Source organism: Pseudomonas sp., assembly GCF_035497915.1.
In the GTDB taxonomy this organism is placed as follows: domain Bacteria; phylum Pseudomonadota; class Gammaproteobacteria; order Pseudomonadales; family Pseudomonadaceae; genus Serpens.
On the sequence record NZ_DATJCS010000003.1, the window covers coordinates 15,703 to 40,452 of the forward strand.

Here is a 24,750-nt window from a genome sequence, read left to right on the forward strand (position 1 = left end):
TCGTTCCTTTCGATTGATTCCACGCCGTCTCCGGGGAGTTTTCCATGAGCGAGCAACAAGGGCTGAACGTCAGCCCCAGCCAGTGGCCGAAGACGTTGTTCTATGTCGCCCTGCTGTTTTCCGCCTACCAGATCATCACCGCCGCCTTCCACCCGGTATCCACCCAGGTGTTGCGCGCCGGCCACGTGGCCTTCTTGCTGCTGCTGATTTACCTCTCCTACCCGGCGCGTGGCGCCAGCCGTCCCTGGCAACCGCTGGCCTGGCTGCTCGGCCTGGCGGGCATGGCCACGGCGTTCTACCAATGGCACTTCGAGGCCGATCTGATCCAGCGTTCCGGTGATCTGACCCGTGAGGACATGTTCGTCGGCGTATTGCTGATCGTGCTGGTGTTCGAGGCCGCGCGGCGTGTGATGGGCATCGCCCTGCCGCTGATCTGCGCGCTGTTCCTGGCCTACGGCCTGTTCGGCCAGTACCTGCCGGGCGACCTGGCCCACCGTGGCTACGGCTTCGACCAGATCGTCAACCAGCTGTCCTTCGGCACTGAAGGCCTCTACGGCACGCCGACCTATGTGTCGGCCACCTACATCTTCCTGTTCATCCTGTTCGGCGCCTTCCTGGAGCAGGCCGGGATGATCAAGCTGTTCACCGATTTCGCCATGGGCATGTTCGGCCACCGCACCGGCGGTCCGGCCAAGGTCTCGGTGGCGTCCTCGGCGCTGATGGGCACCATCACCGGCTCCGGCGTGGCCAACGTGGTGACCACCGGCCAGTTCACCATCCCGCTGATGAAGCGCTTCGGCTACAAGCCGGAATTCGCCGGCGCCGTGGAATCCACCTCCAGCATGGGCAGCCAGCTGATGCCGCCGGTGATGGGCGCGGTCGCCTTCATCATGGCCGAGACCATCAACGTGCCCTATGTCGAGGTGGCCAAGGCCGCGCTGTTGCCGGCGCTGCTGTACTTCGGCGCGGTGTTCTGGATGGTCCACCTGGAAGCCAAGCGCGCCGGCCTCAAGGGCCTGCCCAAGGACGAATGTCCGAGCGCGCTGGCCGCGGTCAAGCAGCGCTGGTACCTGCTGATTCCGCTGGTGGTGCTGGTCTACCTGCTGTTCTCCGGCTTCACGCCGATGTTCTCGGGTACCGTCGGCCTGGCGCTGACCGCCATCGTCATCCTCGGCTCGGCACTGATCCTCCAGGTGTCTTCCAATGCCCTGCGCATGGTCTTCTGGATCGCCCTGGGCATCGCCTGCGCGGGGTTCTTCAAGCTCGGCATCGGCGTGGTGTTCGGGGTGATCGCCGCGCTGGTGGCGGCCTGCTGGTTCGTCAAGGGCGGTCGGGAAACCCTGCGCACCTGCGTGCACGCGCTGGCCGAAGGCGCCCGCCACGCGGTGCCGGTGGGCATCGCCTGCGCCCTGGTCGGGGTGATCATCGGCGTGGTGTCGCTGACCGGCATCGCCACCACCTTCGCCGGCTACATCCTGGCCATCGGACAGAACAACCTGTTCCTGTCGCTGGTGCTGACCATGATCACCTGCCTGGTGCTGGGCATGGGCATCCCCACCATCCCCAACTACATCATCACCAGCTCCATCGCCGCGCCGGCGCTGCTCGACCTGGGCGTGCCGCTGATCGTCTCGCACATGTTCGTGTTCTATTTCGGGCTGATGGCCGACCTGACCCCTCCAGTGGCGCTGGCCTGCTTCGCGGCCGCGCCGATCGCCCGGGCCAGCGGCTTCAAGATCAGCCTGTGGGCGGTGCGCATCGCCGCCGCCGGCTTCGTGGTGCCCTTCATGGCGGTCTATGATCCGGCGCTGATGATGCAGGGCGACAGCCTGGCAGCGATTATCTACATGTTCGTCAAGGGCGCCTTCGCCATTGGCCTGTGGAGCTTCGCCGTGGTCGGCTTCATCAGCCGGCCGCTGGCCTGGTGGGAACGGCTGATAGCGTTCGCCGCCGGCGTCTCGCTGGTGCTGGCGCTGCCGATCAGCGATCAGCTGGGCTTCGGCCTCGGCATCCTGCTGGTCGCCCAGCACCTGTGGCGCGCGCGCCGGGCGCAGCCGATCGCCGCATGATCGGTCTGTGCCTGGGACTGGCCGGGGTGGTGTGGGCAGAAGTGCCCACCACCGAGTTCACCCTGGCCTGGACCCACACCATCGAGAAGATCCGCTGGGAAGAGGATTACCGCGTCACGCCGCAGGGCTTGCGGCTCGACGCGGCGCGCATCCGCGGCACCGGCGCCGGCATGGAAGTGCCGGACGGTGCCGTGCTGCGTGACGGCAGCTGGCAGTACCATCCGCAGCTGCCGGTCCTGCCGCAGCTGCGCCTGGGGCGCACCCCCGAGGCCGGCGACTACCAGCTGTGTCAGGCCGGCGCCTGCCGGCCGCTGGCCGACTGGCTCGGCCCGCCGCGCCACGATCGCCCGGCCGTCGAAGTCTGGCCCTGCGAACGGTAGGCATCTGTAGGAGCGGCTTTAGCCGCGACCCCCGCGTCTCCCCCGGTGGCTGAACTAGGCTTTGCGGCATCCATCACGCAAGGATCGCCGCATGCCCCCTCCGCTTCGCCTGTCGCTGGCAGGTGTCCTGTTGTGCTCATCCCTGGCCGTCCACGCCGTGGAACCGCTGCCGGGCCTGTGGGAGTTCACCCCGCGCAATCTGCAGGTCGATGGTCAGCCGCTGCCCGACCTGGATCGGCTGCTGGTCGGCTTGGAGAACCTCTCCGGCGCGCAGCGCGAACAATTGCTCGATCAACTGGCCCGTCAGGGCGTGCAACTGGCCGGGCGCGCGGTGCAGCTGTGCCTCGGCGAGGCGCAGCTGCGCACCACCGACTTCGTGCTGCCCCAGGGTCCCGGCTGCCGCCCGCAGCTGACCGAGCGCGGTGAGCGGCTGTGGCGCTTCACGTTCGACTGCCGCGATGCCCGGGGCGAGGGTGAAACGCAGTTCCTCAGCGAGCGCGAGTTCGTCACCCGGCTCGATGGACGTTTCGCGCTGCGCTCCGCCCGCCCCGGGCATGGCCGCCTGGAATCCCACGCCCGCTGGCTCGGCGCCGACTGTGGGGGCCTGGCGCCACGGGACGGCTGACGGCCACCGCGCGAAGGCGCACCATAGCGCCATGCTCGAACAGATCCCCACCCATGTGATCGCCGGCCCGCTGGGTGCCGGCAAGACCAGCCTGTTGCGCCAGTTGCTCGCCCAGAAGCCGGGCGAGGAGCGCTGGGCGCTGCTGATCAACGAATTCGGTGCCATCGGCCTGGATGCCGCGCTGCTGGAAACCGGCGAGGACGGTATTGCCATGGCCGAGGTGGCCGGCGGCTGTGTGTGCTGCGTCAGCGGCGCGCCGTTCCAGGTCGGCCTGGCCCGGCTGCTGCGCCGCAGCCGGCCGCAGCGGCTGTTCATCGAGCCGTCCGGCCTCGGCCATCCGGCCGAGCTGTTGCGCCAGCTGGCGGCGGCGCCCTGGCGCGGCGTGCTGCACCTGCAGCCGCTGGTGCTGGTGCTGGATGCCGCCGCGCTGGCCGCCGGTGCGCCGCTGCCGCACAGCCAGGCGGCGGTGCTCGACCAGGCCGGGCTGCTGATTCTGAACAAGGCGGAATCCCTGTCGCCGGCCCAGCGTGAGGCACTGGCGGCGCGTTGGCCGGCCACGCCGCTGCGCTGGACCGAGCAGGGGCGGATCGCGCTGGCCGAGTTGCCGACCACGCCGCTGCCGGAAACGCCGGCGGCCGCCTGGCCGGACGCCGCCCCGGCGCCAGCCGGCGCGCTGTGGCGCGATCCGGCGCAGCCGCTGTGCGAGATGCGCGAGGCCGAGGAGGGCTGGAGTATCGGCTGGCGCTGGCACCCGAGTCAGCGCTTCGATCTGCCGCGACTCTGTGCCCGGCTGGCCACCCTGCCGTGGCGGCGCGCCAAGCTGGTGATGCAGGGCGAACAGGGCTGGATGGCTGCCAACGCCCTGGACGGTGCCGAGCTGATGCTGCAGCCGAGCGCCTGGCGGCGGGATTCGCGGCTGGAGCTGATCTTCGAGCGGGCACAGGATTCGCAGCGGCTGAACGCCCTGTTCCAGGATTGTCGATTCGCCGATTGAGGGCTCGCCCGTTAAGATGCCAGCCCGCGTTCCGCGGCCCTGTTCATCTCAGCAGTAGAAACCGCCTATGAATCTGCATCCCTGGTCCCACACCAGCTCCGCCGGCTTCACCCTGCGCGGCTGGCACAGCACGCCGTCCGGTAAGCCATTGCTGCACTTCCTGCATGGCAACGGTTTCTGCGGGCGCGCCTATGAACCCCTGCTGCGGCACCTGGCCGAGCCTTTCGATCTGTGGATCAGCGACGCCCAGGGCCATGGCGACAGCGACCATGGCGGCCGCTTCGTGGGCTGGAACCGCAGCGCCGAGCTGGCGGTGGAGGCCTTCGAGGCCGGTCGTGCAGCGTTCGGCGAGGTGCCGCGCTTTGCCCTGGGCCACAGCTTCGGCGGCGTGCTCAGCGGCCTGATCCTGGCCCGCCAGCCGGGGCTGTTCCAGCGCGCCGTGCTGCTCGATCCGGTGCTGTTCACCCCGAACATGCTGCGCCTCAAGCAGGTGCTGGGGGCGCTGGGTCTCTACGATCGCTTGAATGACAAGGCCAAGCGGGCCCGCGCGCGCCGCAACCACTGGGCGGACGCCGACGAGGCGCGCAACCGCCTGCGCGGGCGGGGCATCTTCAAGAACTGGGATGAGTCCGCGCTGACCGCCTATGTGGACAACGCCATGAAGCCGCACCCCGAGGGCGGCCTGCAGCTCAAGTGTCATCCGGATCGTGAGGCGGAGGTGTTCAGCACCGCGCCGCAGGGGCTGTGGCGCGCGCTGCGCCAGGTGCGCACACCGAGCACGCTGATCTACGGCCAGGACAGCTACCCGTTCGTGCTGGACTCGGCGCGCCGCTTGCCGCGCCTCAATTCCCAGGTGCAGGCCCGGGCGGTGGAGGGCGGGCACTGCTTCATGCAGGAGCGCCCGCAGCCCACGGCGCGACTGGTGCAGGATTACCTGCTGGGCAACTGAGGCGGTACGGATGAAGGGCGGTCAGCGTCGTTCTGGCCGCCGCTTCGAGGCGCATGAACCCTTGTAGGGCCGGCTTTACGCCGGCCGAGGCGGTGGGAGCGGCGGCAAGGCGGCGACTTCGGCTCCGCTGGCCGGCGTAAAGCCGGCCCTACCGGTTCGCCGCTCAGCGTGAACGCTCGCGCTTCCACTGCTCCAGATGGATGACCTGTCCCTGACTCGCGCGCGGCGGTTCGGCCACCTGCTCGTGGACCGCGCCGGGCTCCTCGGCGGCGCGCGGGCACGGGTAGGGGTCGAGCTGGATGCCGCCCGGGTACACGCCGAACATGCGGATGCTGCCGCGATGGCGCTGTTCGCCGGTGACGGTGAATTCGAAGGCATACAGACGAGCCAGCCGGCGGCGGCCGTTGGCGTCCGGCAGCCACTTCAGCCCCTGCAGGGCCACGGTATCGTCGAGCAGTTGCAGGTCATGGCGCTCGCAGTGCCGTTTCACCGCGCGCAGCGCCCGTTCGCGCACGCCATGGGCATGCCAGAGCCAGGCGGCGGCCGCGCCGGCGCACATCAGCAGGAAGATCGAGGCGAGGGACACGGGGGCGGGCTCCGGCGGGTGAAGTCGCGCCAGCTTACCGCAAGCGACGCCGCGTTTGCGCCGGTATACTGCGCCGCTTCGAAACCCCCGGATCCTCCCTCGATGAAGCGCACGCCCCACCTGCTGGCCATCCAGTCCCATGTCGTCTTCGGCCATGCCGGCAACAGCGCGGCGGTGTTTCCCATGGCGCGCCTGGGGGTGAATGTCTGGCCGCTGAACACCGTGCAGTTCTCCAACCACACCCAGTACGGTCAGTGGACCGGCGAGGTGCTGGCGCCCACGCTGATTCCGCAACTGGTGGAAGGCATCGCCAACATTGGCGAACTGGGCAACTGCGACGCCGTGCTGTCCGGCTACCTGGGCAGTGCCGCCCAGGGCCGGGCGATTCTCGAGGTGGTGCGCCGCATCAAGGCGGCCAACCCCCGCGCGCTGTACCTCTGCGACCCGGTGATGGGTCACCCGCAGAAGGGCTGCATCGTCGCCCCGGAAGTCAGTGATTTCCTGCTCGAGGAGGCGATCGGCGAGGCGGATCTGCTGTGCCCGAACCAGCTCGAACTGGACAGCTTCCTCGGCCGCCGGGCGGAGTCCCTGGCCGATTGCGTGGCGATGGCCCGCGCCCTGCTGGCGCGTGGCCCGCGCGTGGTGCTGGTCAAGCACCTGGACTATCCCGGCAAGTCCGCCGAGGATTTCGAGATGCTGTTGGTCACCGCCCATGACGCCTGGCTGCTGCGCCGGCCGCTGCTGGCCTTCCCCCGCCAGCCGGTGGGCGTCGGCGACCTGACCTCCGGCCTGTTTCTTGCGCGCCTGCTGCTGGGCGACGAGCCGCTGCAGGCGTTTGAATTCTGCGCCGCCGCCGTGCATGAGGTGCTGCTGGAAACCCAGGCCTGCGGCAGTTACGAGCTGCAGCTGGTGCGCGCCCAGGACCGTCTGGCCCAGCCGCGTGTGCGCTTCGCGGCGCATCGGCTATAACCGTTGGGCGGGCCGTGCCGGCCCGCCAGGTCTGGCCCGCGTCCGGCGGGCCGGGCGATACGGAGCGGCGACATGAAGGCCATTCTCGTTCTGGCGCTGTTGGTGCTGGCCGGCTGTGGCGGGCTGCGCATCGATACCAGCCATCCCTCCATCGGCCATAGCAGCCGGGTGCAGTACATCGTGCTGCACTACACCTCCACCGACCTGCCGCGTTCCCTCGAACTGCTGACCCGGGGCGAGGTCAGCGCCCACTACCTGATCGGCGCCGAGCCGCCCACGGTCTACCGCCTGGTAGATGAACAGCGGCGCGCCTGGCACGCCGGGGACAGCGAATGGCAGGGCCGCACCTGGCTGAACGCCAGCAGCCTGGGTATCGAGCTGGTCCATCCGGGCTACGAGGAAGACGCCGAAGGCAACCGCCACTGGCATCCCTATCCGCGCGCGCAGATCGATGTGCTGATCCGCCTGCTCAAGGAGCTGGTTGAGCGCCATGAGCTGCCGCCGGGCAGCATCGTCGGCCACAGCGACATCGCCCCGCAGCGCAAGGTGGACCCCGGCCCGCTGTTCCCCTGGTACCGCCTGGCGGCCGAAGGCCTGATCGCCTGGCCGGACGACGCCCAGGTGGGCATCCGCCAGCGCCTGTTCGCCGCCGTCGGCCTGCCGCCGCCCGCCTGGTACCAGGAGCGCCTGGCGACCCTGGGCTATCGCGTGCCACGGCATGGCGAGCTGGATGAGGCGACCCTCAAGGTGCTGGCCGCCTTCCAGATGAAGTACCGGCCCTCGCGCCACGATGGCGTTCCGGATGCCGAGACCGCCGCCCTGCTGCAGGTGCTGGCGCAGTCCGCGCAGGCGGTGTTGGCGCCTGCCGCTCAAGAGGGCATGTAGGCGACCGCCCGACAGCCTGTACCGGCTTAGCTGTGCGAGCGGGCTACGCTCACAGGCGTGGCGGGTATGCGTGTTACCGCGTTCCCGCGTCAGGCGAGGGTGTGAAGTGATGCATGACCACAAGAGGTGTTCGCCGGGGACTGCTCTGCTGGCGCTGGCAATGCTGGGCCTCCTGCAGGGCTCTGGTGACGGGCATGGCGGCAGCGGGCATACCGGCTACGGGCATACCGGCAGCGGGCATCCGTCGGCTGCAGGGGCACATCCGGACGCAGCGGCGGTCCATCCAACAGACGCACATCGGCAGACGCTGCCGGTTGACCAGCCGGCCAGGCTGGAACGCTCGCAACCGTCGAGCTGGGTGTTCTAGCGGCCCCGAGCCGCGCCATCGGGTCAACACGAGGGCTACGCCATGCTGAGCTGGGCCATTACCTTCCTGATCATCGCCATCATCGCTGGGGTACTCGGCTTTGGCGGCATCGCCGGCACGGCCACCGGGATCGCCAAGATCCTGTTCATCATCTTCCTGGTGCTGTTCGTCGCTTCCTTCCTGTTCGGACGCTTCCGGGGGCCGTGAGCGTCCGAACCGGAGGGAAGGCTCAGGTAAAGCGCACCGCCAGCCGGGCCACATGTTCGCCCTGGAAACGCGCCAGGGCCTTTTCCTTCTCGCTGGGTTGGCGCGAGCCGTCGGCGGCGGCGACGGTGGCGGCGCCATAGGGTGAGCCGCCACGCAGTTCGCTGATGTCGTTGAGTTCGGGTGCGCTGTAGGGCAGCCCGACGATCAGCATGCCGTGGTGCGCCAGGGTGTGCCAGAACGAGGTGATGGTGGTCTCCGAGCCGCCGCCGGTGCCGGTGGACGTAAACACGCTGGCCAGCTTGCCGATCAGGCTGCCCTTCACCCACAGGCCGCCGGTCTGGTCGAGGAAGTTGCGCATCTGCGCCGTCATGTTGCCGAAGCGGGTCGGCGTGCCGAACAGGATGGCGTCGTAGTCGGCCAGCTCCTGCGGCGTGGCCAGCGGCGCCGCCTGATCGAGCTTGGCGCCCGCCTTGCGGGCGATGTCCTCGGGCATGGTTTCCGGCACGCGCTTGAGGCTCACCTCGACGCCCGGCACGCGGCGTGCGCCCTCGGCCACCGCCTCGGCCATCTGTTCGATGTGGCCGTACATCGAGTAATACAGGACCAGAATCTTCTTCATGGCGTCGTTCTCCACGGGTGGGGTCCTGTCAGCGTAGATGACCGCCCGGGTACGCCTCCGTATCATCCCGGCCATTCATCCACGAGGGATCGCACGATGCTCAATGGCCTGTGGCTGGGCTTCTTCGTCGTCGCCGCGCTGGCGGCGCTGGCGCGCTGGCTGGCTGGCGGCGACCCGGCGGTGTTCGCCGCCATGGTGCAGGGCCTGTTCGACATGGCGCGGCTGTCGGTCGAGGTGATGGTGGTGCTGTTCGGCACCCTGACCCTGTGGCTGGGCTTTCTGCGCATCGCCGAAAAAGCCGGGCTGGTGGATGGCCTGGGGCGTTTGCTCGGGCCGCTGTTCGCCCGGCTGATGCCCGAGGTGCCGCGTGGTCATCCGGCGCTGGGCTTCATCACCCTGAACTTTGCCGCCAACGGCCTGGGCCTGGACAACGCCGCCACGCCGATCGGCCTGAAGGCCATGCGCGCGCTGCAGGAGCTCAACCCCAGCAGCACCACGGCGAGCAACGCGCAGATCCTGTTCCTGGTGCTCAACGCCTCGTCGCTGACCCTGCTGCCGGTATCGATCTTCATGTACCGGGTGCAGCAGGGCGCGCCCGACCCGACCCTGGTGTTCCTGCCGATCCTGCTGGCCACCAGCGCCTCGACACTGGCCGGCCTGCTCTCGGTGGCGCTGCTGCAGCGCCTGCGCCTGTGGGACCCGGTGGTGCTCGCCTACCTGCTGCCCGGCGCGCTGCTGCTCGGCGGCTTCATGGCGCTGCTGGCCACCCTGAGCGCCACGGCGCTGTCCGCGCTGTCCGCGCTGCTGGGCAACCTGACACTGTTCGGCATCATCCTGCTGTTCCTGCTGGTGGGCGCGCTGCGGCGGGTGCCGGTCTACGAGAGTTTCGTGGAGGGCGCCCGCGAGGGTTTCGACGTGGCGAAAAGCCTGCTGCCGTACCTGGTCGCCATGCTCTGCGCCATCGGTGTGCTGCGCGCTTCCGGCGCGCTGGAATTCGGCCTGGACGGCATTCGCTGGCTGGTGGACTGGGCGGGCTGGGACAACCGCTTCGTGGAGGCGCTGCCCACCGCGCTGGTCAAGCCGTTCTCCGGCAGCGCGGCGCGGGCCATGCTGATCGAGACCATGCAGACCCACGGCGTGGACAGTTTCCCGGCGCTGCTGGCCGCTACCCTGCAGGGCAGCACGGAAACCACCTTCTATGTGCTGGCGGTGTATTTCGGCGCGGTGGGCATCCAGCGCGCCCGCCACGCGGTGGGCTGCGCGCTGCTGGCCGATCTGGCCGGCGTCATCGCGGCCATCGGCGTGTGTTACTGGTTCTTCGCCTGAGGAATGCGGCGGTCCCAGAACTGGCTGGCCAGGGTGCGCAGCTGCTCGGCCTGGCCGCCGATCTCCAGGGCGGCCTCGCGACTGGCCTGGCTGTGGCCGACGTTGTCGGCGTGGCCCTGGCGGATGGCCTCCATGCCCCGGAAGATCACCGTGCAGGCGGCGGACTGCTCCTCCACCGCGCGGGCGATCTGCGCACTCATCCCGGTGATGGTCGCGACCCGCTCGTGTACGTCGATCAGCGCCTGGCTGGCCAGTTCGGCCTGGGCCTCGCTGTGTTCGGCCTGCGACCGGCTGTCGTGCATCGCCTGGGCGGCCGTTTCGATCTGACCCTGCAGGGCGCCGAGGATGTCGCGGATCTGCTTGGTGGACTCCTGGGTGCGGATCGCCAGGTTGCGCACCTCGTCGGCGACCACCGCGAAGCCGCGTCCGGCCTCGCCGGCGCGCGCTGCCTCGATGGCCGCGTTCAGCGCCAGCAGGTTGGTCTGCTCGGCGATGGTGGCGATCACCTCGATCACCGAGGTGATGCGGGTGCTGTGCGCCTGCAGGCCGAGCACCCGCTCGGCGGTCTGCTCGATCTGCCCGGCCAGCGCGGCGATGGCCTGGGCGGTGGCGCCGACCTGCTCCTTGCCGACCTGCGCGGCGTGGTCGCCGAGGGTGGCGGATTCGGCGCTGTGCTGGGCGTTGTCGGCGACCGCCTGCACACTGCCGTTCAGCTGCTCGATGGCGCTGGCGATGTGCTCGGCCTCGACCTGCTGGCGGCGGGCGCCGCTGTCGCTGCGGCACACCGTCTCCTGCAGCCGCTCGCCCTGTTCGGCCAGCTGGCGTGAGGCCTCGCCCATGCGGCCGATGATCGCGCCGCTTTCCATGGTCTGCATGCGCAGGGCGAAGGCGACTTCGCCGATCTCGTCGCGGGTGCCGGTGTAGACCCACTGGCTGATGGGGTTGTCGGCAATCTTGCGGGCCTCGTCCAGCAGCCTGCGCCAGGGCTTGAGGGTCAGCCACAAACTGGCGCAGCGCAGCGCCAGGCCGACGGCGCCGCACAGCAGAGCGGTGACCAGCGGCACCTCCAGCAGCAGGCAGGCGAACGCGATCAGCAATGTGGTGATCACGCCGCTGTGGGCCATCTGCGTGCCGAACAGACCCAGCGCCGGGCGGGTGATTCCGCGTGGCCGCCGGCCTGCGGCCAGTTCCTGGTAGAGCTGTTCCGCCGAGGCCACCGCCTGGGGTGTCGGGCGGGTGCGCACCGACTGGCACTCGACGATCTGGCCGTCCTTCATGATCGGCGTCACGTAGGCGCTGACCCAGTAGTGATCGCCGTTCTTGCAGCGGTTCTTGACCAGGCCCATCCAGGAACGGCCGGCCTGGATGGTTTTCCACAGGTCGGCGAAGGCCGCCTGCGGCATGTCGGGGTGGCGCACGATGTTGTGCGACTGGCCGAGCAGTTCGGCTTCGCTGAAGCCGCTGATCTTGACGAACTCGGGGTTGACCGAGGTGATCACGCCCTTGGACGTGGTGGTGGACAGGATATTGCTGTCTTCGCCCAGTTCGATGCGGCGACCGGTGACGGGTAGGTTGAGTTTCATCGCGGGACTGCTGCGCTCGGCGCGGGATCGCGCCAGAAAGGGGTCAGTTGCACGCTAGATTGCCATTAAAATGACATTGCGTGTAACCCCCCATTCTTGTCGCGGATCATGACATTGACATGACACCGGGTTCAGCGCAGGCCGCCCCGGCGTCGCTGGCGCGGCGGGCCCACCCGCTTGTGCCAGAACTGCCGGGCCAGCAGGCGCAACTGCTCGGCCTGGCGGCTGACCGCGGCGGCGGCGCGATTGCTGTCATGGCTGTGCACCGCCTGCTGCTCGCTGGCCTGGTGGATCTCCTCGATACTGCGGTGGATGGCCTCGCTGGCCACGCCCTGCTGCTCCACCGCGCCGGCGATCTGCCCGTTCAGGGCGGTGATGGCGCTGACCTGGGCATGAATTTCCGCCAGCACCTGCGAGGCCTCGGCGGCCTGGCGCTCGCTGAGGCCGACTTCCTGGCTGCCGGCCTGCATGGCCTGCACCGCGCCCTCGATCTCGCCCTGCAGGCCGCCGAGGATGTCCTGGATCTGCCGGGTCGAGTCCTGGGTGCGGATCGCCAGGTTGCGCACTTCATCGGCGACCACCGCGAAGCCGCGTCCGGCCTCGCCGGCGCGCGCCGCCTCGATGGCCGCGTTCAGCGCCAGCAGATTGGTCTGCTCGGCGATGGCCTCGATCACGCCGATCACCGAGTTGATGCGACTGCTGCTGGCCTGCAGGTTCTGCACCGCCGTCGCCGCGCGCTGCATCTCGCGCGCCAGGCTGGCGATGCGTCGGCCGGTGGCCTGCACCTGTTCCTCGCCACCGCGCGCGGCGTGGTCGGCGGCGCCGGCGGTGGTTGCGCAGTGCTGGGCGCCGCGTGCCACTTCGCGCACGCTGGCGGCCATCTCCTCGATGGCCTGGGCGATCTGGCGGGTTTCCTGCTGCTGGCGCTGGCTGCTGGCGTCGCTGTGCGCCACCGCGCTCTGCAACCGCTCGGCCTGTTCGGCGAGCTGGCGCGCCGCCTCGGCCAGGCGCCCGACGATGGCACCGGCTTCCATGGTCTGCATGCGCAGGGCGAAGGCGATCTCGCCGAATTCGTCGCTGCGGCCGCAATACACCCACTGGCCGACCGGGTTGACCGCCACCTTGCGGGCTTCGTCGAGCAGTTGGCGCAGCGGGGCGAGCACCTGCCAGAGCCCGGCGGCGAACACGCCGAGGCCCGCCGCGCCGCTGGCCAGGGCAATGAAGGGATCGGCATCCAGCGCCAGGATCGCCAGGCCGAGCGCCGCGCCCACCGCCAGGCCGCACAGGCCGAGCAGGCGGGCGAACAGGCCGGGCCGCCAGCGCAGCGGCTTGGGCGTGCGCCCGGCATTCAGCGCGGCGTACACCGCGTCGGCGCTCTCCACCCAGGCGGGTTCCGGACGGGTGCGCACCGACTGGTACTCGACCACCTCGCCGTCCTCGACGATGGGGGTGACGTAGGCGCTGACCCAGTAGTGGTCGCCGTTCTTGCAGCGGTTCTTCACCATGCCCATCCACGAGCGGCCGCTTTCCAGGGCGTTCCACAGGCCGGCGAAGGCCGCCGGCGGCATGTCCGGATGGCGCACGATGTTGTGCGACTGGCCGAGCAGTTCGGTTTCGCTGAAGCCGCTGACCTTGACGAACTCCGGATTGACCGAGGTGATGATGCCCTTGAGGTCTGTGGTGGAGAGGATGTTGATGCTCTCGGCGAGCTCGACGGCTCGACCGCTGACGGGAAGATTGATCTTCACGGCCGTCCCCGGGGGCGAAGCTGCCCGCTTGCTGTTGTCACGTGGTGCGTCCTTTCAGTGAGGCTCGGCATCGAGCGTTCCATTAGTCGACCGAGGCGTAGCGCCGGTCGGGTTGCGTGGCGAACAGTTGCTCCAGCTGCGCGGCGGGCAGCGGGCGGCTGAACAGGAAGCCCTGGACGTGCTGGCAGCCTTCGCGGCGCAGGAATTCCAGGTGCTGCTCGGTTTCCACCCCCTCGGCGGTCACCGACAGCCCCAGCGCCCGGCCCAGGCCGATGATGGCGCGGCTGATGGCGTACAGGTCGGGATCGGTGTGCGCGCCCATGATGAAACTCTTGTCCACCTTCAGGCTGTGCAGCGGGAAGCGCTTGAGGTAGCCCAGCGAGCAGTAGCCGGTGCCGAAATCGTCCAGCGCCAGGCGGATGCCCATGCGCGCCAGGCGGCGCAGGTTGGCGTGCAGCTCGGGGCTGTCTTCCATGAGCACCCCTTCGGTGATTTCCAGCACCAGCGATTCGGGCGCCAGGCCGGTCTGCGCCAGCAGGCTCATGACCCGGGCGGCGAAGCCCGGCTGCAGCAACTGGCGGTTGGACAGGTTGACCGAGCAGCTGAGCAGCGGCTGGCCGGCCAGTTGCCAGGCGCGCACCTGGCGGCAGGCCTCGCGCAGCACCCAATCGCCGACCCGGACGATTTCCCCCGACTCCTCCAGCACCGGAATGAAACTGTCCGGCTCGACCGGCTTGCCGTTCTGCCGCCAGCGCAGCAGGGCTTCCACGCCGCGCAGTTGCGGCCGCCCTTCATCGATGCGGTAGATGGGCTGGTAGTAGAGCTCGAACTCGTCGCGGCTGAGGGCATGGGCGGTGGCGTTCTCCAGCGCCAGCCGATGCTGCGCCGCCGACTGCAGATCGCTGCTGAAACGCGCGTACTGGGCCTTGCCGGCGCTCTTGGCGCGGTACAGGGCCAGGTCGGCGGCCTGCAGGGCCTCGCGCACCTGGCCGGGCTGGTTCAGCGGGGCGATGCCGATGCTGGCGCTGACCGCCAGCTCCTGACCGGCCACCGGCAGCGGATCCTGCAGGGCGTCCAGGATGGTCTGGGCCACCTGCTCGGCGTCCTGCGGGGTGCGGATGTCGTGCAGCAGCACGACGAATTCGTCGCCGCCGAAGCGCGCCAGTTGATCGCCCTGGCGCAGGCAGCGGCGCAGACGCTGGGCAATCTGGATCAGCACCTGATCGCCCACGCTGTGGCCGAGGCTGTCGTTGATCAGCTTGAAGCGGTCCAGGTCGACGAACAGCAGCGCGGCGACGTCCTGCTCGCCCTGCAGCTGGCGCTGTTCGAGCTCCTGCAACAGTTCGTCCAGGCGCGTGCGGTTGGCCAGCCCGGTCAGCGGATCGTGGCGCGCCGCGTGGCGCAGGCGCTCCTCGGCCAGCTTGCGTTCGCTGATGTCGGTCTGCGAGCCGGTCAGGCGCAGGCCGCCGTTGCGGTCGCGCTCGGCGATGCCGCGCACCAGTACCCAGGCGTAGCCGCCCTCGCCGCGGCGAATGCGGTACTCGTGCTGCAGGGTCGGCGTTTCGCCATTGAGGTGGGTGTCGATGGTCTGGCGCAGGGCGGGCAGGTCGTCCGGGTGCACGCGGTTGAACCAGCTCTGGCTGCTGTCGTTGAGCGCGTCGCGGGTCAGGCCGAGCATGCTCGCCCAGCGCTCGGAGACGTACAGGCGGTCGTTCTCCACGTCCCAGTCCCATAATCCGTCATTGGCGCCGCGCATGGCGCGGGCGAAGCGCGCCTCGCTGTCCTCAAGCGCCTGGCGCTGGGTGGCGGCATAGGCGTCCACCGCCAGCGAGATGTCGAAGAACACCGCCTTGAGCAGGCTGGAGAACAGCGGCAGATGCTCACTGTCGGAAAACAGTTCGTTGTGCAGGTTGTCCAGGTACAGGCGATAGGCGCCCAGGTACCACTTCATCTCCAGGCCGATGCGCTCGTGCACCATGCCCACGCGCAGGCGCTCGTGCACGTAGTGGTAGTCGTAGGGGCCTTCGAACAGGCTGCGGTAGTACTCGCGCTGACTGCTCTTCAGGCGCAGCAGGACGCTGTCGTCGCGCAGCAGGCGCGACAGCGGCTGGAAGGCCTGCAGGTGGGCGTAGAGGCGATTGACGAAGGCGTCATGGAACGGACGCAGCGCCTCGGCATGCCGGTTGAGCCGAGCGCCGTCGGCCGCCGACCAGTCCAGGTAACGGCAACGCGTGTGGATCTCGGCGCGATCGAGGCCGATGCGCTGGAACAGCGGCTTCAGTTCCTGCTCTGGGCTCATGGAAATTCCCTTCCTGGAGCGGTGGCTCTCCGGAGCGTGGCGGGTCAGGACGGGCCTGAACTGGCACAAAGCCATCAAGTTAATCAGGGCGACGAACGGTCCTGTTGATCTGCGTCAGCAAAGCGGGGTGAAACCTCGGCGAGCGACCAGGGTCGACTCAGGCGGGTATCGAGATGTCGTTTCGGTATAGAGTTACCCCCGACGACCCGTGCCCCACGAAGGCGGTCGTACCCATGACAATCAGAAGAAGGAGCTATCCCTCATGAAAGGCCAATCCTTGGCATGGGCCCTGACGGCCACCCTGGCCACTGCCCTGGGCGGTACCGCCTCGGCACAGGCGCAAGATCGCTATGTCACCATCGGCACCGGTGGACAGACCGGCGTTTATTACGTGGCGGGCCAGTCGATCTGCCGCTTCGTCAATCGCAACGCCGAGAACCTCAAGTGCAACGCGCCGGCCAGCGGCGGCGGCGTGGCCAACGTCAACGGCCTGCGCAGCGGTGAATTCAACTTCGGCGTCATGCAGTCCGACCACCAGTACAAGGCCATGCAGGGCCTGGCGCCGTTCGAGAAGGAAGGCGCGATGGGCGACCTGCGCGCGGTGTTCTCGCTGCAGAGCGAGGTGTTCACCGTACTGGCGCGTCGCGACGCCAACATCAAGGGCCTCGACGACCTCAAGGGCAAGCGCGTCAACATCGGCAACCCCGGTTCCGGCCAGCGCGACACGCTGGAAGAGATCATGAAGGTCAAGGGCTGGGACAAGTCGGTGTTCTCCCTGGCCGCCGAGCTCAAGCCGGCCGAACAGGCCAGCGCGCTGGGCGACAACAACATCGACGCGATGACCTACTTCGTCGGTCATCCCAACGGCGCCATCCAGGAAGCCACCACCACCGTCGACGCGGTGCTGGTGCCGATCACCGGACCGGAGATCGACAAGCTGCTGGCAGACAAGCACTACTACACCAAGGCCGAGGTGCCCGGCGGCCTGTACAAGGGCAACGACAGCGCCACGCCGTCCATCGGTGGCAAGGCGGTGCTGTCCACCACCAGCAAGGTCGATCCGGAAGTGGTCTACCAACTGGTCAAGGCGGTGTTCGAGAACATCGAGCGCTTCAAGCGCCTGCACCCGGCCTTCGCCGACCTCAAGCCGGAAGACATGATCCAGGTCGGCCTGACCGCGCCGCTGCACGAGGGTGCCGAGCGCTACTACAAGGAACGTGGCTGGCTGTAAGCCGAAACCGGAGCCGCTGACTCCGTTCTCCGCAAAAACCCGCGAGCCGTCCGGCAGCGGGTTTTTGCGGTCTCCGCCTCCTGAAAGACAGGCCCTCCTGCCATGCAAGACAAGACTCTCTCCACCCAGGAACTGATCGCCCAGGACGTTGGCGCCCGCCTGCCGCAGGGGCCCATGGCCAAGGCGATTGCCGGGCTGGCGCTGCTCTGGTCGCTGTTCCAGCTGTGGATTGCCTCGCCGCTGCCGTTCGTGTTCGGCGTCGGGGTGTTCAACGACACGGAAACCCGCTCCATCCACCTGGCCTTCGCCCTGCTGCTGGCCTTCCTGGCCTACCCGGCGTTCAAGCGCTCGCCGCGTGACCGGGTGCCGCTGGTGGACATCGCCCTCGGCCTGGTGGCCGCCGCGAGCGCCGCGTACCTGTTCATCTTTTACCAGCAGCTGGCGCTGCGCCCCGGCAGCCTGACCACCGCCGACCTGGTCACCGCCTGTATCGGTATTCCGCTGCTGCTGGAAGCCACGCGCCGCGCGCTGGGCCCGCCGCTGGCGGTCATCGCCCTGCTGTTTCTCCTCTACAGCCTGGCCGGACCCTGGATGCCCGGCATGCTGGCGCACCGCGGCGTCAGCCTGAATGCGCTGGCCAACCATCAATGGATCACCACCGAGGGGGTGTTCGGCATCGCCCTGGGCGTGTCCACCAGCTTCGTGTTCCTGTTCGTACTGTTCGGCGCGCTGCTCGAGCGCGCCGGCGCCGGCCACTACTTCATCCAGCTGGCCTTCAGCCTGCTCGGCCACCTGCGCGGCGGCCCGGCCAAGGCGGCGGTGGTGGCCTCGGGCATGACCGGACTGATTTCCGGCTCGTCGATCGCCAATGTGGTGACCACCGGCACCTTCACCATCCCGATGATGAAGAAGGTCGGCTTCTCCGGCGAAAAGGCCGGCGCGGTGGAGGTGGCCTCCTCGGTCAACGGCCAGATCATGCCGCCGGTGATGGGCGCTGCCGCCTTCCTGATGGTCGAGTACGTCGGCATTCCCTACGTGGAGATCATCAAGCACGCCTTCCTGCCGGCGGCGATTTCCTACATTGCGCTGCTCTACATCGTGCACCTGGAAGCGCTCAAGCTCGACATGCAGCCGATCGGCACGCGCCAGCCCAAGCCCTGGCTGCGCCGGCTGACCGGCTTCGCCTTCGGCGCGGCGCTGATCAGCGGCCTGTCGCTGGCCGTCTACTACGGCCTGGGCTGGCTCAAGCCGGCGCTCGGCGCGGCGGCCATCTGGGTGATCGGCGTGCTGCTGGCGCTGGTCTACCTGGGCCTGCTCAAGGTGGCGGCCAGCAACCCGCCGCTGCCGGCGGAAGATCCGGACAAGCCCCTGGAGGAGCTGCCGCAGACCCGCGCCGTGCTGCTCTCCGGCCTGCATTTCCTGCTGCCGGTGGTGGTGCTGGTCTGGTGCCTGATGATCGAGCGCCTGTCGCCTGGCCTGTCGGCGTTCTGGGGCACGGTGATGCTGGTGGTGATCCTGCTCACCCAGCGCCCGCTGCTCTCGTGGATGCGCGCTGACGGCGGCCAGACCCATGGCGGTTTCGCGGACGGCGTGGTCGACCTGCGCGAGGGCCTGATCGGCGGCGCGCGCAACATGATCGGTATCGGCATCGCCACCGCGGCGGCCGGCGTCATCGTCGGCGCGGTGTCGCAGACCGGCGTCGGCCTGGTGCTGGCCGACGTGGTGGAAGTGCTGTCGATGGGCAACCTGCTGCTCATGCTGCTGTTCACCGCGGTGTTCAGCCTGATCCTCGGCATGGGCCTGCCGACCACCGCCAACTACATCGTGGTGTCCAGCCTGCTGGCGCCGGTGGTGGTGGCGCTGGGGCAGCAGAACGGGCTGATCGTGCCGCTGATCGCGGTGCACCTGTTCGTCTTCTACTTCGGCATCATGGCCGACGTGACCCCGCCGGTGGGCCTGGCTTCGTTCGCCGCCGCGGCGGTGTCCAAGGGCGATCCGATCAAGACCGGCCTGACCGCCTTCTACTACAGCCTGCGCACCGCGGCGCTGCCGTTCCTGTTCATCTTCAACACCGATCTGCTGCTGATCGACGTGGGCTTCTGGCACGGCGTGCTGATCTTTATCGTCGCCACCATCGCCATGCTGATCTTCGCCGCCGGCACCCAGGGCTTCTTCCTGGTGCGCAGCCGCTGGTACGAGGGCGTGTTGCTGCTGCTGGTGGCCTTCACGCTGTTCCGCCCGGGCTTCTGGATGGACCTGGTGCATGATCCCTACCAGGACCTTCCGCCCAGCCAGTTCGTGCAGGCGCTGGGCCAGGTGGAGGCCGACAGCCAGCTGCGCCTGCGCGTGCTCGGCGAGGACGACGTGGGTGATCCGCGCGAGTTCGCCCTGCTGCTGCCGGTGCCGGACGGCGAGAGTGGCGAGCAGCGCCTGGAGGCGCTGGGCCTGATGCTCTACGAAGAGGACGGCAAGCTGCTGATCGACAGTGTGGCGTTCGGTAGTGTCGCCGCCGACCTGGGCCTGACCTTCGACCAGCAGATCCTGCGGGTGCGCGCACCCACCGATCGCTGGGCCAAGGAATGGATGTGGATCCCCGGCTTCATGGTGTTTGCGCTGGTGGTATGGCTGCAGCGTCGGCGGGCACCTCGGCGCTGACGCGCTCGGCCGCTGCCGCCGCGTCGGCTGACGCGGCGGCGGCATCCAGCACCGGATAGGCGCTGGCGCAGAACAGCGAGTTGAGGCGCTTCATGTCGGCGATCAGCTCCAGGTGCAGGCCACTGCTGTGCAGGCTGGCCACCACCCGCTCGCTGAGACGGTTCACATGTGCGTGGGTCAGGCGCCGCTCCCAGACCTGGAAGCGGCGTTTCTCGTCCAGCAGGCGCTGCGCGCTGGCGCGGTCGCCGCCAAGGAACACCGACAGGCCCAGGCGCAGGTTGTCGCGCAGGCCGGCGTGCAGGGCCAGCAGCTCCTGCAGGCCGACCTCGGAAAACGCATGGGCACGGGCGGTCTTGTGGCTCTGCAGCTTGCCGAGCATGTGTTCGATCAGGTCGCCGGCGTGTTCCAGGTTGACCGCCAGCTCGATGGTTTCCGCCCAACGCCGGTTGTCCTGCACCGACAGGTCGTCGCGGTTGATCTGCGCCAGGTAGAGCTTGACCGCGCTGTACAGCGCGTCGACATCGTCGTCCAGCGCGCGGATGCGCTGCCCGGCGTTGCGATCGTCGTCGCGCAGCACCAGATGGAACTGCTCGAGCATCTGCTCCACCAGATCGCCGATGCGCAGGGTCTCGCGCACCGCGTTGGCCAGCGCCAGGCCGGGGGTGGCCAGCGCCGCCGGGTCCAGGTTGCGCGGGCGCACGCCGTCCTCGCTTTCGGGACGCTCCGGCAGCAGCCAGGTGCTCAGCCGCGCCATGGCGCCCACCGTGGGCAGCAGCAGCACGCAGCGCAGGCTGTTGTAGAGCACGTGGAAGCCGATCACCAGGCTGGCGCTGTCCAACGCCAGGCTGTCCATCCAGGCCACCAGCGGGTCGAGGAAGGGGATGATCAGCAGCAGGCCGATCAGTTTGTAGAACAGGCTGCCCAGCGCCACCCGGCGTCCGGCGGCGCTCTGCAGGCTGCTGTTGAGCAGCGCCAGCACGCCGCTGCCGATGTTGGCGCCGATCACCAGGCCGATGGCCACCGGCAGGCTGAGCAGTCCGGCGCTGGCCAGGGTGGCGGTGAGCAGCACGGCGGCCAGGCTGGAATAGCTGAGCAGCGCGAACAGCGCGCCGATCAGCGCGTCGAGCAGGATGTCGCCGGTCAGCTCGGCGAACAGCACCTTGATGCCGGCGGATTCGGTGATCGGCTGCGCGGCGGCGACGATCAGCTGCAGGGCCAGCAGGATCAGCCCGACGCCGATCTGCACGCGGCCGAACTGGCCGACGCGTGTCTGCCGGCGCGTGAGAAACAGCACCACGCCGATCAGGATCAGCAGCGGCGACAGCCAGTGCAGGTCCAGGGTCAGCACGCGGGTCATCAGCGCGGTGCCGACGTCGGCGCCCAGCATGATGGCCAGCGCCGGGCCGAGGGTCATCAGCCCCTCGGCGACGAAGGAGGTGGTCAGCAGGGCGGTGGCGTTGCTGCTCTGCACCAGGGCGGTGACCGCGATGCCGGCGCCGAACGCCAGCGGCAGGTTGCGGGTGCTGCGGTTGAGGGTTTCGCGCAATTGCGAGCCGTACACGCGCAGGATGCCGGTGCGCACGATGTGCGTGCCCCATACCAGCAGGGCGACGGCGGACAACAGGTTGAGCAGGGTCAGCATGACCAAGCCTCCCAGAAAAAGCCTGACAGGCAGCTAAACCGCACAACCGGGCGGATGACGGATTCGTTTGGGAGTAATGGATGGGGTGAGCGAGGCCGGCGGTGACGCAGCTGGCGAACTGATGTTACTCGGCCCGCCAGGTTCCGGCCAGAGGGGGGATCAGAAGCCCAGCAGGCCGATGATCAGCGGTAGGCTGGCGACCGACAGCAGGGTCTGCAGGGTGATCACGCCGGCCATCAGCGGGGCGTCCCCGCCCAGCTGGCGGGTGAGGATGTAGCTGGCCGTCGCGGTCGGAATGGCGAAGAACACCACCACCACGGCGGTTTCCAGCGCCGGCAGGCCGAGCAGGAAGGCCACGCCCCAGGCCAGCAGCGGCATGACCAGCAGGCGAACCCCGGTGTTCCAGGCCAGCGGCGCCAGTTGGCTGCGCAGTTGCTGCGGCTGCAGCGCGGCGCCGACGCAGAGCAGGCCCAGCGGCAGGCTGGCGGCGGCCATCAGGCTCAACAGCCGGTCGCTGCCGGCCGGCAGGCCCACGCCGCTGAGGTTGATCAGTGCGCCCACCACGCAACCGAGGATCAACGGGTTCTTGAGGATGGGCAGCAACAGGGTGCGCGGGCTGACGCCGCCTTCGGCGCTCAACGCCCAGACGGACAGCACGTTCACCGCCGGCACCATCAGTGCCAGCAGCACCGCCGCGATGCCCAGCCCTTCGGCGCCGAACAGGTTGCCGACGATGGCCAGGCCCAGGTAGGTGTTGAAGCGCAGCTGCGCCTGGGTGAACACGCCAAAGTGCGCGGTTTCCCACTTGAACAGTTTGCGCAGGATCAGCAGGGCGACCCAGCCGATGCCCAGGACGCTGAACACACCCAGCGCGAGGCGCGGCATGGCCGGGTTGTCCAGCGGCGCATTGACCAGGCTGGCCACCAGCAGCGCGGGGAAGAGGATGAAGTAGTTGAGGCGCTCGGCGCCGGGCCAGAAGCTGTCGCTGGGGAATTGCCAGCGGCGCATCAGGTGCCCGGCAATGATCAGGGCGAAAAGTGGCCAGATGGCCATCAGGACTTGCAGCACATATCCACCGAAGCCGGGCGTACGGCCGGCGAGAACGAAAACGCCGCTATCTTGGTTGCGGCGCGCGGCGAACGCAAGATCATTAGCACGCTTGCTAGTGGGCGGATCGCAGGGCGGACAAGGTTGTCGTGGTCCGCCCGGGTTTTGCGCGCGCGGCGGCTAGCGCAACTGCAGTCCGCCGGCTTCGCGGTGCAGGCTGCGGACCCGCTCGCCGAGCCGGGTCAGGTTGGTCTCGACCGCCGCCAGCTCGTTGCGCCGTTGCGGCAGCAGCAACTGGCGCAGGTCATGGTCGAGGTTGTCGCTCAGCTGGCGCAGCGACCGGTGGCGTTCCTCGGTCAGCGCGTTCAGCTCGCGCCATTCCGCCGGTTGTGGCAGCCCGTAGCCGCTCTTCAGCAACTCCGCCGGACGGCTGAGGAAGCCTGCCTGCACCAGCATGGTCTGCAGAGTTTCCCCGGTGCGCTTCATCTGCGGGTCGGCGGTTTCGCCCAGGTAGCGCTGCTTCAGTTCGTCCTGGGCCAGCAGCAGTTGCTGGCGCTGGGCGGCTTGTTCGAGCAGTAGCAGGGCGGCGCTGGTGCGCAGGTCGGCCCTGGCGATCCACGGCAGGCGCTCGCCCGCCGGCAGGGCCAGCCAGGCTTCGACGCTGCGCTGGGCAATCGGCAGTTGCTGGCGCAACACATCGAACATCGCCTGGTAGCGGCCACGGAACGAATCGAAGCGGTAGCCCAGGCGCAGCGCCTGACGCGCGTCGGCCAGCGGCGCGAGATCGGCCAGGCCGCGGGTGGCCAGCGAGGCGAGCAGGGCGTTGGGCATGACACTGTCGAGCCCGCGCAGTGCGGGATGGGCGGTGCCGGTACGCAACAGCTGCAGGGTTTCCACCGCGCAGTTGTTGGTCAGGAAGTAGTAGCGCCCGTCGTAGCTCCAGTGCGTTTCCACCGCGCGGCGCACCAGGTCGTCCTGTTCGGCGCGGCTCAGGCGCAGCGGTACGGAGAGCAGGTCGCGCAGCTCGACCTTGGTGTACTCGTCCACCACCTGGGACAGCGGCAGGATGAACAGCCGCGATGGGTAGACGCCGGTCAGGCCATCCCAGCTGGACAGCTGCAGGTCGCCGACGAAGGCGCGGTAGGAGAGCACCAGATGGTGCTCCAGATCCAAGCGGCAATCCGCGCCGCGCGGCCGGCCGGGTGCGCAGATCACCAGGCGCAGCATGCTGTGGCCCCAGCGGCTGACCCAGTTGTCGTTGGCCTCGGCGTACAGGTAATCGACCTCGTAAACACGCTCGGGGTCGATCCAGGCCAGCGGCGCCTTCTCATAGTCGCGGCTGGCGTTCAGGAACGGCAGGCGCGGACCGCAGGGTTCGGCGCGGGACGGCTGCCAGCCGAAGTGCTCGCTGAAGTACTGCTGCAGCGCCGGGCGCCGGCAGGCGTAGTCGGGGTCGAGCAGGAAGTACTCGAAATTGACCGCGAGGAATTCGCGAGGGTTGTGCAGCTCGTAGCGGTCCGGGCTGCGCTCGTGCTGGCCGTTATCGTCGACCGGTTCGCCGCGTCCGCCGATGCGCTGGGGCCAGCCGGCCAGTTCCAGCAGGCGCGGATCGTCGGACAGGGTGAAGCGCCGCGCGCTCTCGCCACGACAGTCGTCAGGCAGGCCAACCGGGCCCAGCGTACTCGCCAGTCGGCTGCAGCGCGCCAGCTGGCGACGATCCAGGGGGGACCAGAGGCGGGCACGGTCATACAGGTGCGCCAGCTCGTGCAGCACGGTGGCCAGCAGTTCGCGGTATTGCGTGCCATGGGTGCGCCCGGTCGGCTGGCGGTGCGCGCTTCCGTCGGTCAGCCCCGGCAGCAGGGTGCGATTGAGCAACAGTCGCTCGCCGGCCATGCGCCCGTGCACGGCCTCGGGCAGTTCGGCCCAGCGCACGGTGACGCGACGGTCCAGGCGTTCGATCAGGCGCGGTGGCAATGCCGCGACGGCTTCGTCGAGCAGTTGGCGACTGGCCAGGCGCTGGGCATCGTTCAGCCCCTGCTCGTCCAGCTGCAGACGCAGTTCGGCGCGCGCGCCGGCGGCCAGCGACAGGAGCAGGAGAAGGCAGAAGAAGCGAAACGAGAAGGAATGGGTCATGCGGGTTGGACCGCAGCCAGATGACTGCGTGAAGGAAAGCACGCGCCGCCTGTCGACGGCGCGTCGTACCGCTTAGCGGGCGAGGATGGCCTCGGCCAGCTCCAGGTCGGAGGCTTGCAGGGCGGGCGCCTTGGCGCGGATCACCTGCAGTGCGGACTCCAGGTGGGCGCCGCGGATTTCGCCACGGCTGGCAACGAAGCTGGCGGCGTCTTCACGGGCAGCCAGAACGATCTTTTCATCGCCGGAGGACATGTCGGTGGTGGATTCGGTGGTGCCGATCAGGGCACTGCCGATCATGTCGGTGGTACCGATGAAGCTGGAGGCGCTGGCCAGGGACGACAGGCTCAGCAGAGCAGCGGCGCCGAACAGACGAATCGGAGTCATGCGGTTTACCTCGGGGGTTGTTGGCAGATTTTGGAGCCGCGAGTGTAACGAG

20 protein-coding genes and 2 pseudogenes are annotated in these 24,750 nt (G+C 68.8%); 11 read left to right on the top strand and 11 right to left on the bottom strand.

Annotated features, from left to right (window positions below; translation table 11 throughout):
* The first annotated feature begins 44 nt into the window (after positions 1 to 44).
* From VL129_RS00655 to VL129_RS00675, 5 genes are all read left to right on the top strand, one after another.
* Positions 45 to 2,069: a TRAP transporter permease gene (locus VL129_RS00655; protein ID WP_325409027.1), complete on the top strand. Its 2,025-nt coding sequence runs from the start codon at positions 45 to 47 to the stop codon at positions 2,067 to 2,069.
* A complete protein-coding gene (locus tag VL129_RS00660) occupies positions 2,066 to 2,449 on the top strand; it encodes a DUF1850 domain-containing protein (protein ID WP_325409029.1) in 384 nt (127 codons plus the stop codon). Before VL129_RS00655 ends, VL129_RS00660 begins: the two co-directional genes overlap by 4 nt.
* 91 nt (positions 2,450 to 2,540) lie before the next feature.
* Positions 2,541 to 3,074, top strand: coding sequence for a DUF3617 domain-containing protein (locus VL129_RS00665; RefSeq protein ID WP_325409031.1), 534 nt, complete (start codon positions 2,541 to 2,543; stop codon positions 3,072 to 3,074).
* Between the two features lie 31 nt (positions 3,075 to 3,105).
* Positions 3,106 to 4,068: a CobW family GTP-binding protein gene (locus VL129_RS00670; RefSeq protein WP_325409033.1), complete on the top strand. Its 963-nt coding sequence runs from the start codon at positions 3,106 to 3,108 to the stop codon at positions 4,066 to 4,068.
* A 67-nt stretch (positions 4,069 to 4,135) separates the two neighbouring features.
* On the top strand, positions 4,136 to 5,017 hold the full coding sequence (locus VL129_RS00675; protein ID WP_325409035.1) for an alpha/beta fold hydrolase: 882 nt from the start codon (positions 4,136 to 4,138) through the stop codon (positions 5,015 to 5,017).
* 163 nt (positions 5,018 to 5,180) lie between these two features.
* On the opposite strand, the gene VL129_RS00680 is transcribed toward VL129_RS00675, so the two are convergent.
* Complete coding sequence (locus tag VL129_RS00680; RefSeq protein WP_325409074.1) at positions 5,181 to 5,576, bottom strand: DUF3301 domain-containing protein; 396 nt, start codon at positions 5,574 to 5,576, stop codon at positions 5,181 to 5,183.
* 129 nt (positions 5,577 to 5,705) lie between these two features.
* On the opposite strand from VL129_RS00680, the gene pdxY reads away from it, so the two are divergent.
* The 3 genes from pdxY to VL129_RS00695 all read left to right on the top strand — a co-directional run bounded on the left by pdxY (position 5,706) and on the right by VL129_RS00695 (position 8,031).
* Positions 5,706 to 6,572, top strand: coding sequence for a pyridoxal kinase PdxY (pdxY, locus tag VL129_RS00685; protein WP_325409037.1), 867 nt, complete (start codon positions 5,706 to 5,708; stop codon positions 6,570 to 6,572).
* Between the two features lie 72 nt (positions 6,573 to 6,644).
* Positions 6,645 to 7,457 (top strand): N-acetylmuramoyl-L-alanine amidase, encoded by an 813-nt coding sequence (locus tag VL129_RS00690; protein WP_325409039.1) that lies wholly within the window; start codon positions 6,645 to 6,647, stop codon positions 7,455 to 7,457.
* 409 nt (positions 7,458 to 7,866) lie between these two features.
* Positions 7,867 to 8,031 carry a DUF1328 domain-containing protein gene (locus VL129_RS00695; RefSeq protein ID WP_027591118.1) on the top strand — a complete coding sequence of 55 codons (165 nt, stop codon included), beginning with the start codon at positions 7,867 to 7,869 and terminating at the stop codon, positions 8,029 to 8,031.
* 22 nt (positions 8,032 to 8,053) lie between these two features.
* Here the strand turns inward: VL129_RS00695 and wrbA are convergent, their stop codons facing one another.
* Positions 8,054 to 8,650 carry an NAD(P)H:quinone oxidoreductase gene (wrbA, locus tag VL129_RS00700; RefSeq protein WP_325409042.1) on the bottom strand — a complete coding sequence of 199 codons (597 nt, stop codon included), beginning with the start codon at positions 8,648 to 8,650 and terminating at the stop codon, positions 8,054 to 8,056.
* 96 nt (positions 8,651 to 8,746) lie between these two features.
* Between wrbA and VL129_RS00705 the strand changes: the two genes are divergently transcribed.
* Complete coding sequence (locus VL129_RS00705; protein WP_325409044.1) at positions 8,747 to 9,976, top strand: nucleoside recognition domain-containing protein; 1,230 nt, start codon at positions 8,747 to 8,749, stop codon at positions 9,974 to 9,976.
* Here VL129_RS00705 and VL129_RS00710 read toward each other — a convergent pair.
* From VL129_RS00710 to VL129_RS00720, 5 genes and pseudogenes are all read right to left on the bottom strand, one after another.
* Positions 9,958 to 11,253 (bottom strand): methyl-accepting chemotaxis protein, encoded by a 1,296-nt coding sequence (locus tag VL129_RS00710; protein ID WP_414705092.1) that lies wholly within the window; start codon positions 11,251 to 11,253, stop codon positions 9,958 to 9,960. The genes VL129_RS00705 and VL129_RS00710 overlap by 19 nt on opposite strands.
* Positions 11,230 to 11,559, bottom strand: a pseudogene (locus VL129_RS17050) (PAS domain-containing protein); the annotation flags it as partial. The pseudogene VL129_RS17050 and the gene VL129_RS00710, both read right to left, overlap by 24 nt.
* 131 nt (positions 11,560 to 11,690) lie before the next feature.
* Positions 11,691 to 12,602 carry a methyl-accepting chemotaxis protein gene (locus tag VL129_RS17055; RefSeq protein ID WP_414705093.1) on the bottom strand — a complete coding sequence of 304 codons (912 nt, stop codon included), beginning with the start codon at positions 12,600 to 12,602 and terminating at the stop codon, positions 11,691 to 11,693.
* Positions 12,603 to 12,977: 375 nt separating this feature from the next.
* A pseudogene (locus tag VL129_RS17060) lies at positions 12,978 to 13,307 on the bottom strand (PAS domain-containing protein); the annotation flags it as partial.
* A gap of 82 nt (positions 13,308 to 13,389) precedes the next feature.
* Positions 13,390 to 15,606 carry a putative bifunctional diguanylate cyclase/phosphodiesterase gene (locus VL129_RS00720; protein WP_325409050.1) on the bottom strand — a complete coding sequence of 739 codons (2,217 nt, stop codon included), beginning with the start codon at positions 15,604 to 15,606 and terminating at the stop codon, positions 13,390 to 13,392.
* A 262-nt stretch (positions 15,607 to 15,868) separates the two neighbouring features.
* On the opposite strand from VL129_RS00720, the gene VL129_RS00725 reads away from it, so the two are divergent.
* Positions 15,869 to 16,837: a TAXI family TRAP transporter solute-binding subunit gene (locus VL129_RS00725; protein ID WP_325409052.1), complete on the top strand. Its 969-nt coding sequence runs from the start codon at positions 15,869 to 15,871 to the stop codon at positions 16,835 to 16,837.
* A 102-nt stretch (positions 16,838 to 16,939) separates the two neighbouring features.
* Positions 16,940 to 19,492, top strand: a complete 2,553-nt coding sequence (locus VL129_RS00730; protein ID WP_325409054.1) for a TRAP transporter permease — start codon at positions 16,940 to 16,942, stop codon at positions 19,490 to 19,492.
* Here VL129_RS00730 and VL129_RS00735 read toward each other — a convergent pair.
* The 4 genes from VL129_RS00735 to VL129_RS00750 all read right to left on the bottom strand — a co-directional run bounded on the left by VL129_RS00735 (position 19,437) and on the right by VL129_RS00750 (position 24,698).
* Positions 19,437 to 21,134, bottom strand: a complete 1,698-nt coding sequence (locus VL129_RS00735; protein WP_325409056.1) for a Na/Pi cotransporter family protein — start codon at positions 21,132 to 21,134, stop codon at positions 19,437 to 19,439. The two genes, VL129_RS00730 and VL129_RS00735, sit on opposite strands and share 56 nt — an antisense overlap.
* Positions 21,135 to 21,293: 159 nt before the next feature.
* Complete coding sequence (locus VL129_RS00740) at positions 21,294 to 22,187, bottom strand: AEC family transporter (protein ID WP_414705094.1); 894 nt, start codon at positions 22,185 to 22,187, stop codon at positions 21,294 to 21,296.
* A 174-nt stretch (positions 22,188 to 22,361) separates the two neighbouring features.
* A complete protein-coding gene (locus VL129_RS00745) occupies positions 22,362 to 24,314 on the bottom strand; it encodes a DUF7844 domain-containing protein (protein WP_325409060.1) in 1,953 nt (650 codons plus the stop codon).
* 72 nt (positions 24,315 to 24,386) lie between these two features.
* Positions 24,387 to 24,698: a DUF2388 domain-containing protein gene (locus tag VL129_RS00750; protein ID WP_325409062.1), complete on the bottom strand. Its 312-nt coding sequence runs from the start codon at positions 24,696 to 24,698 to the stop codon at positions 24,387 to 24,389.
* Positions 24,699 to 24,750: the final 52 nt, after the last annotated feature.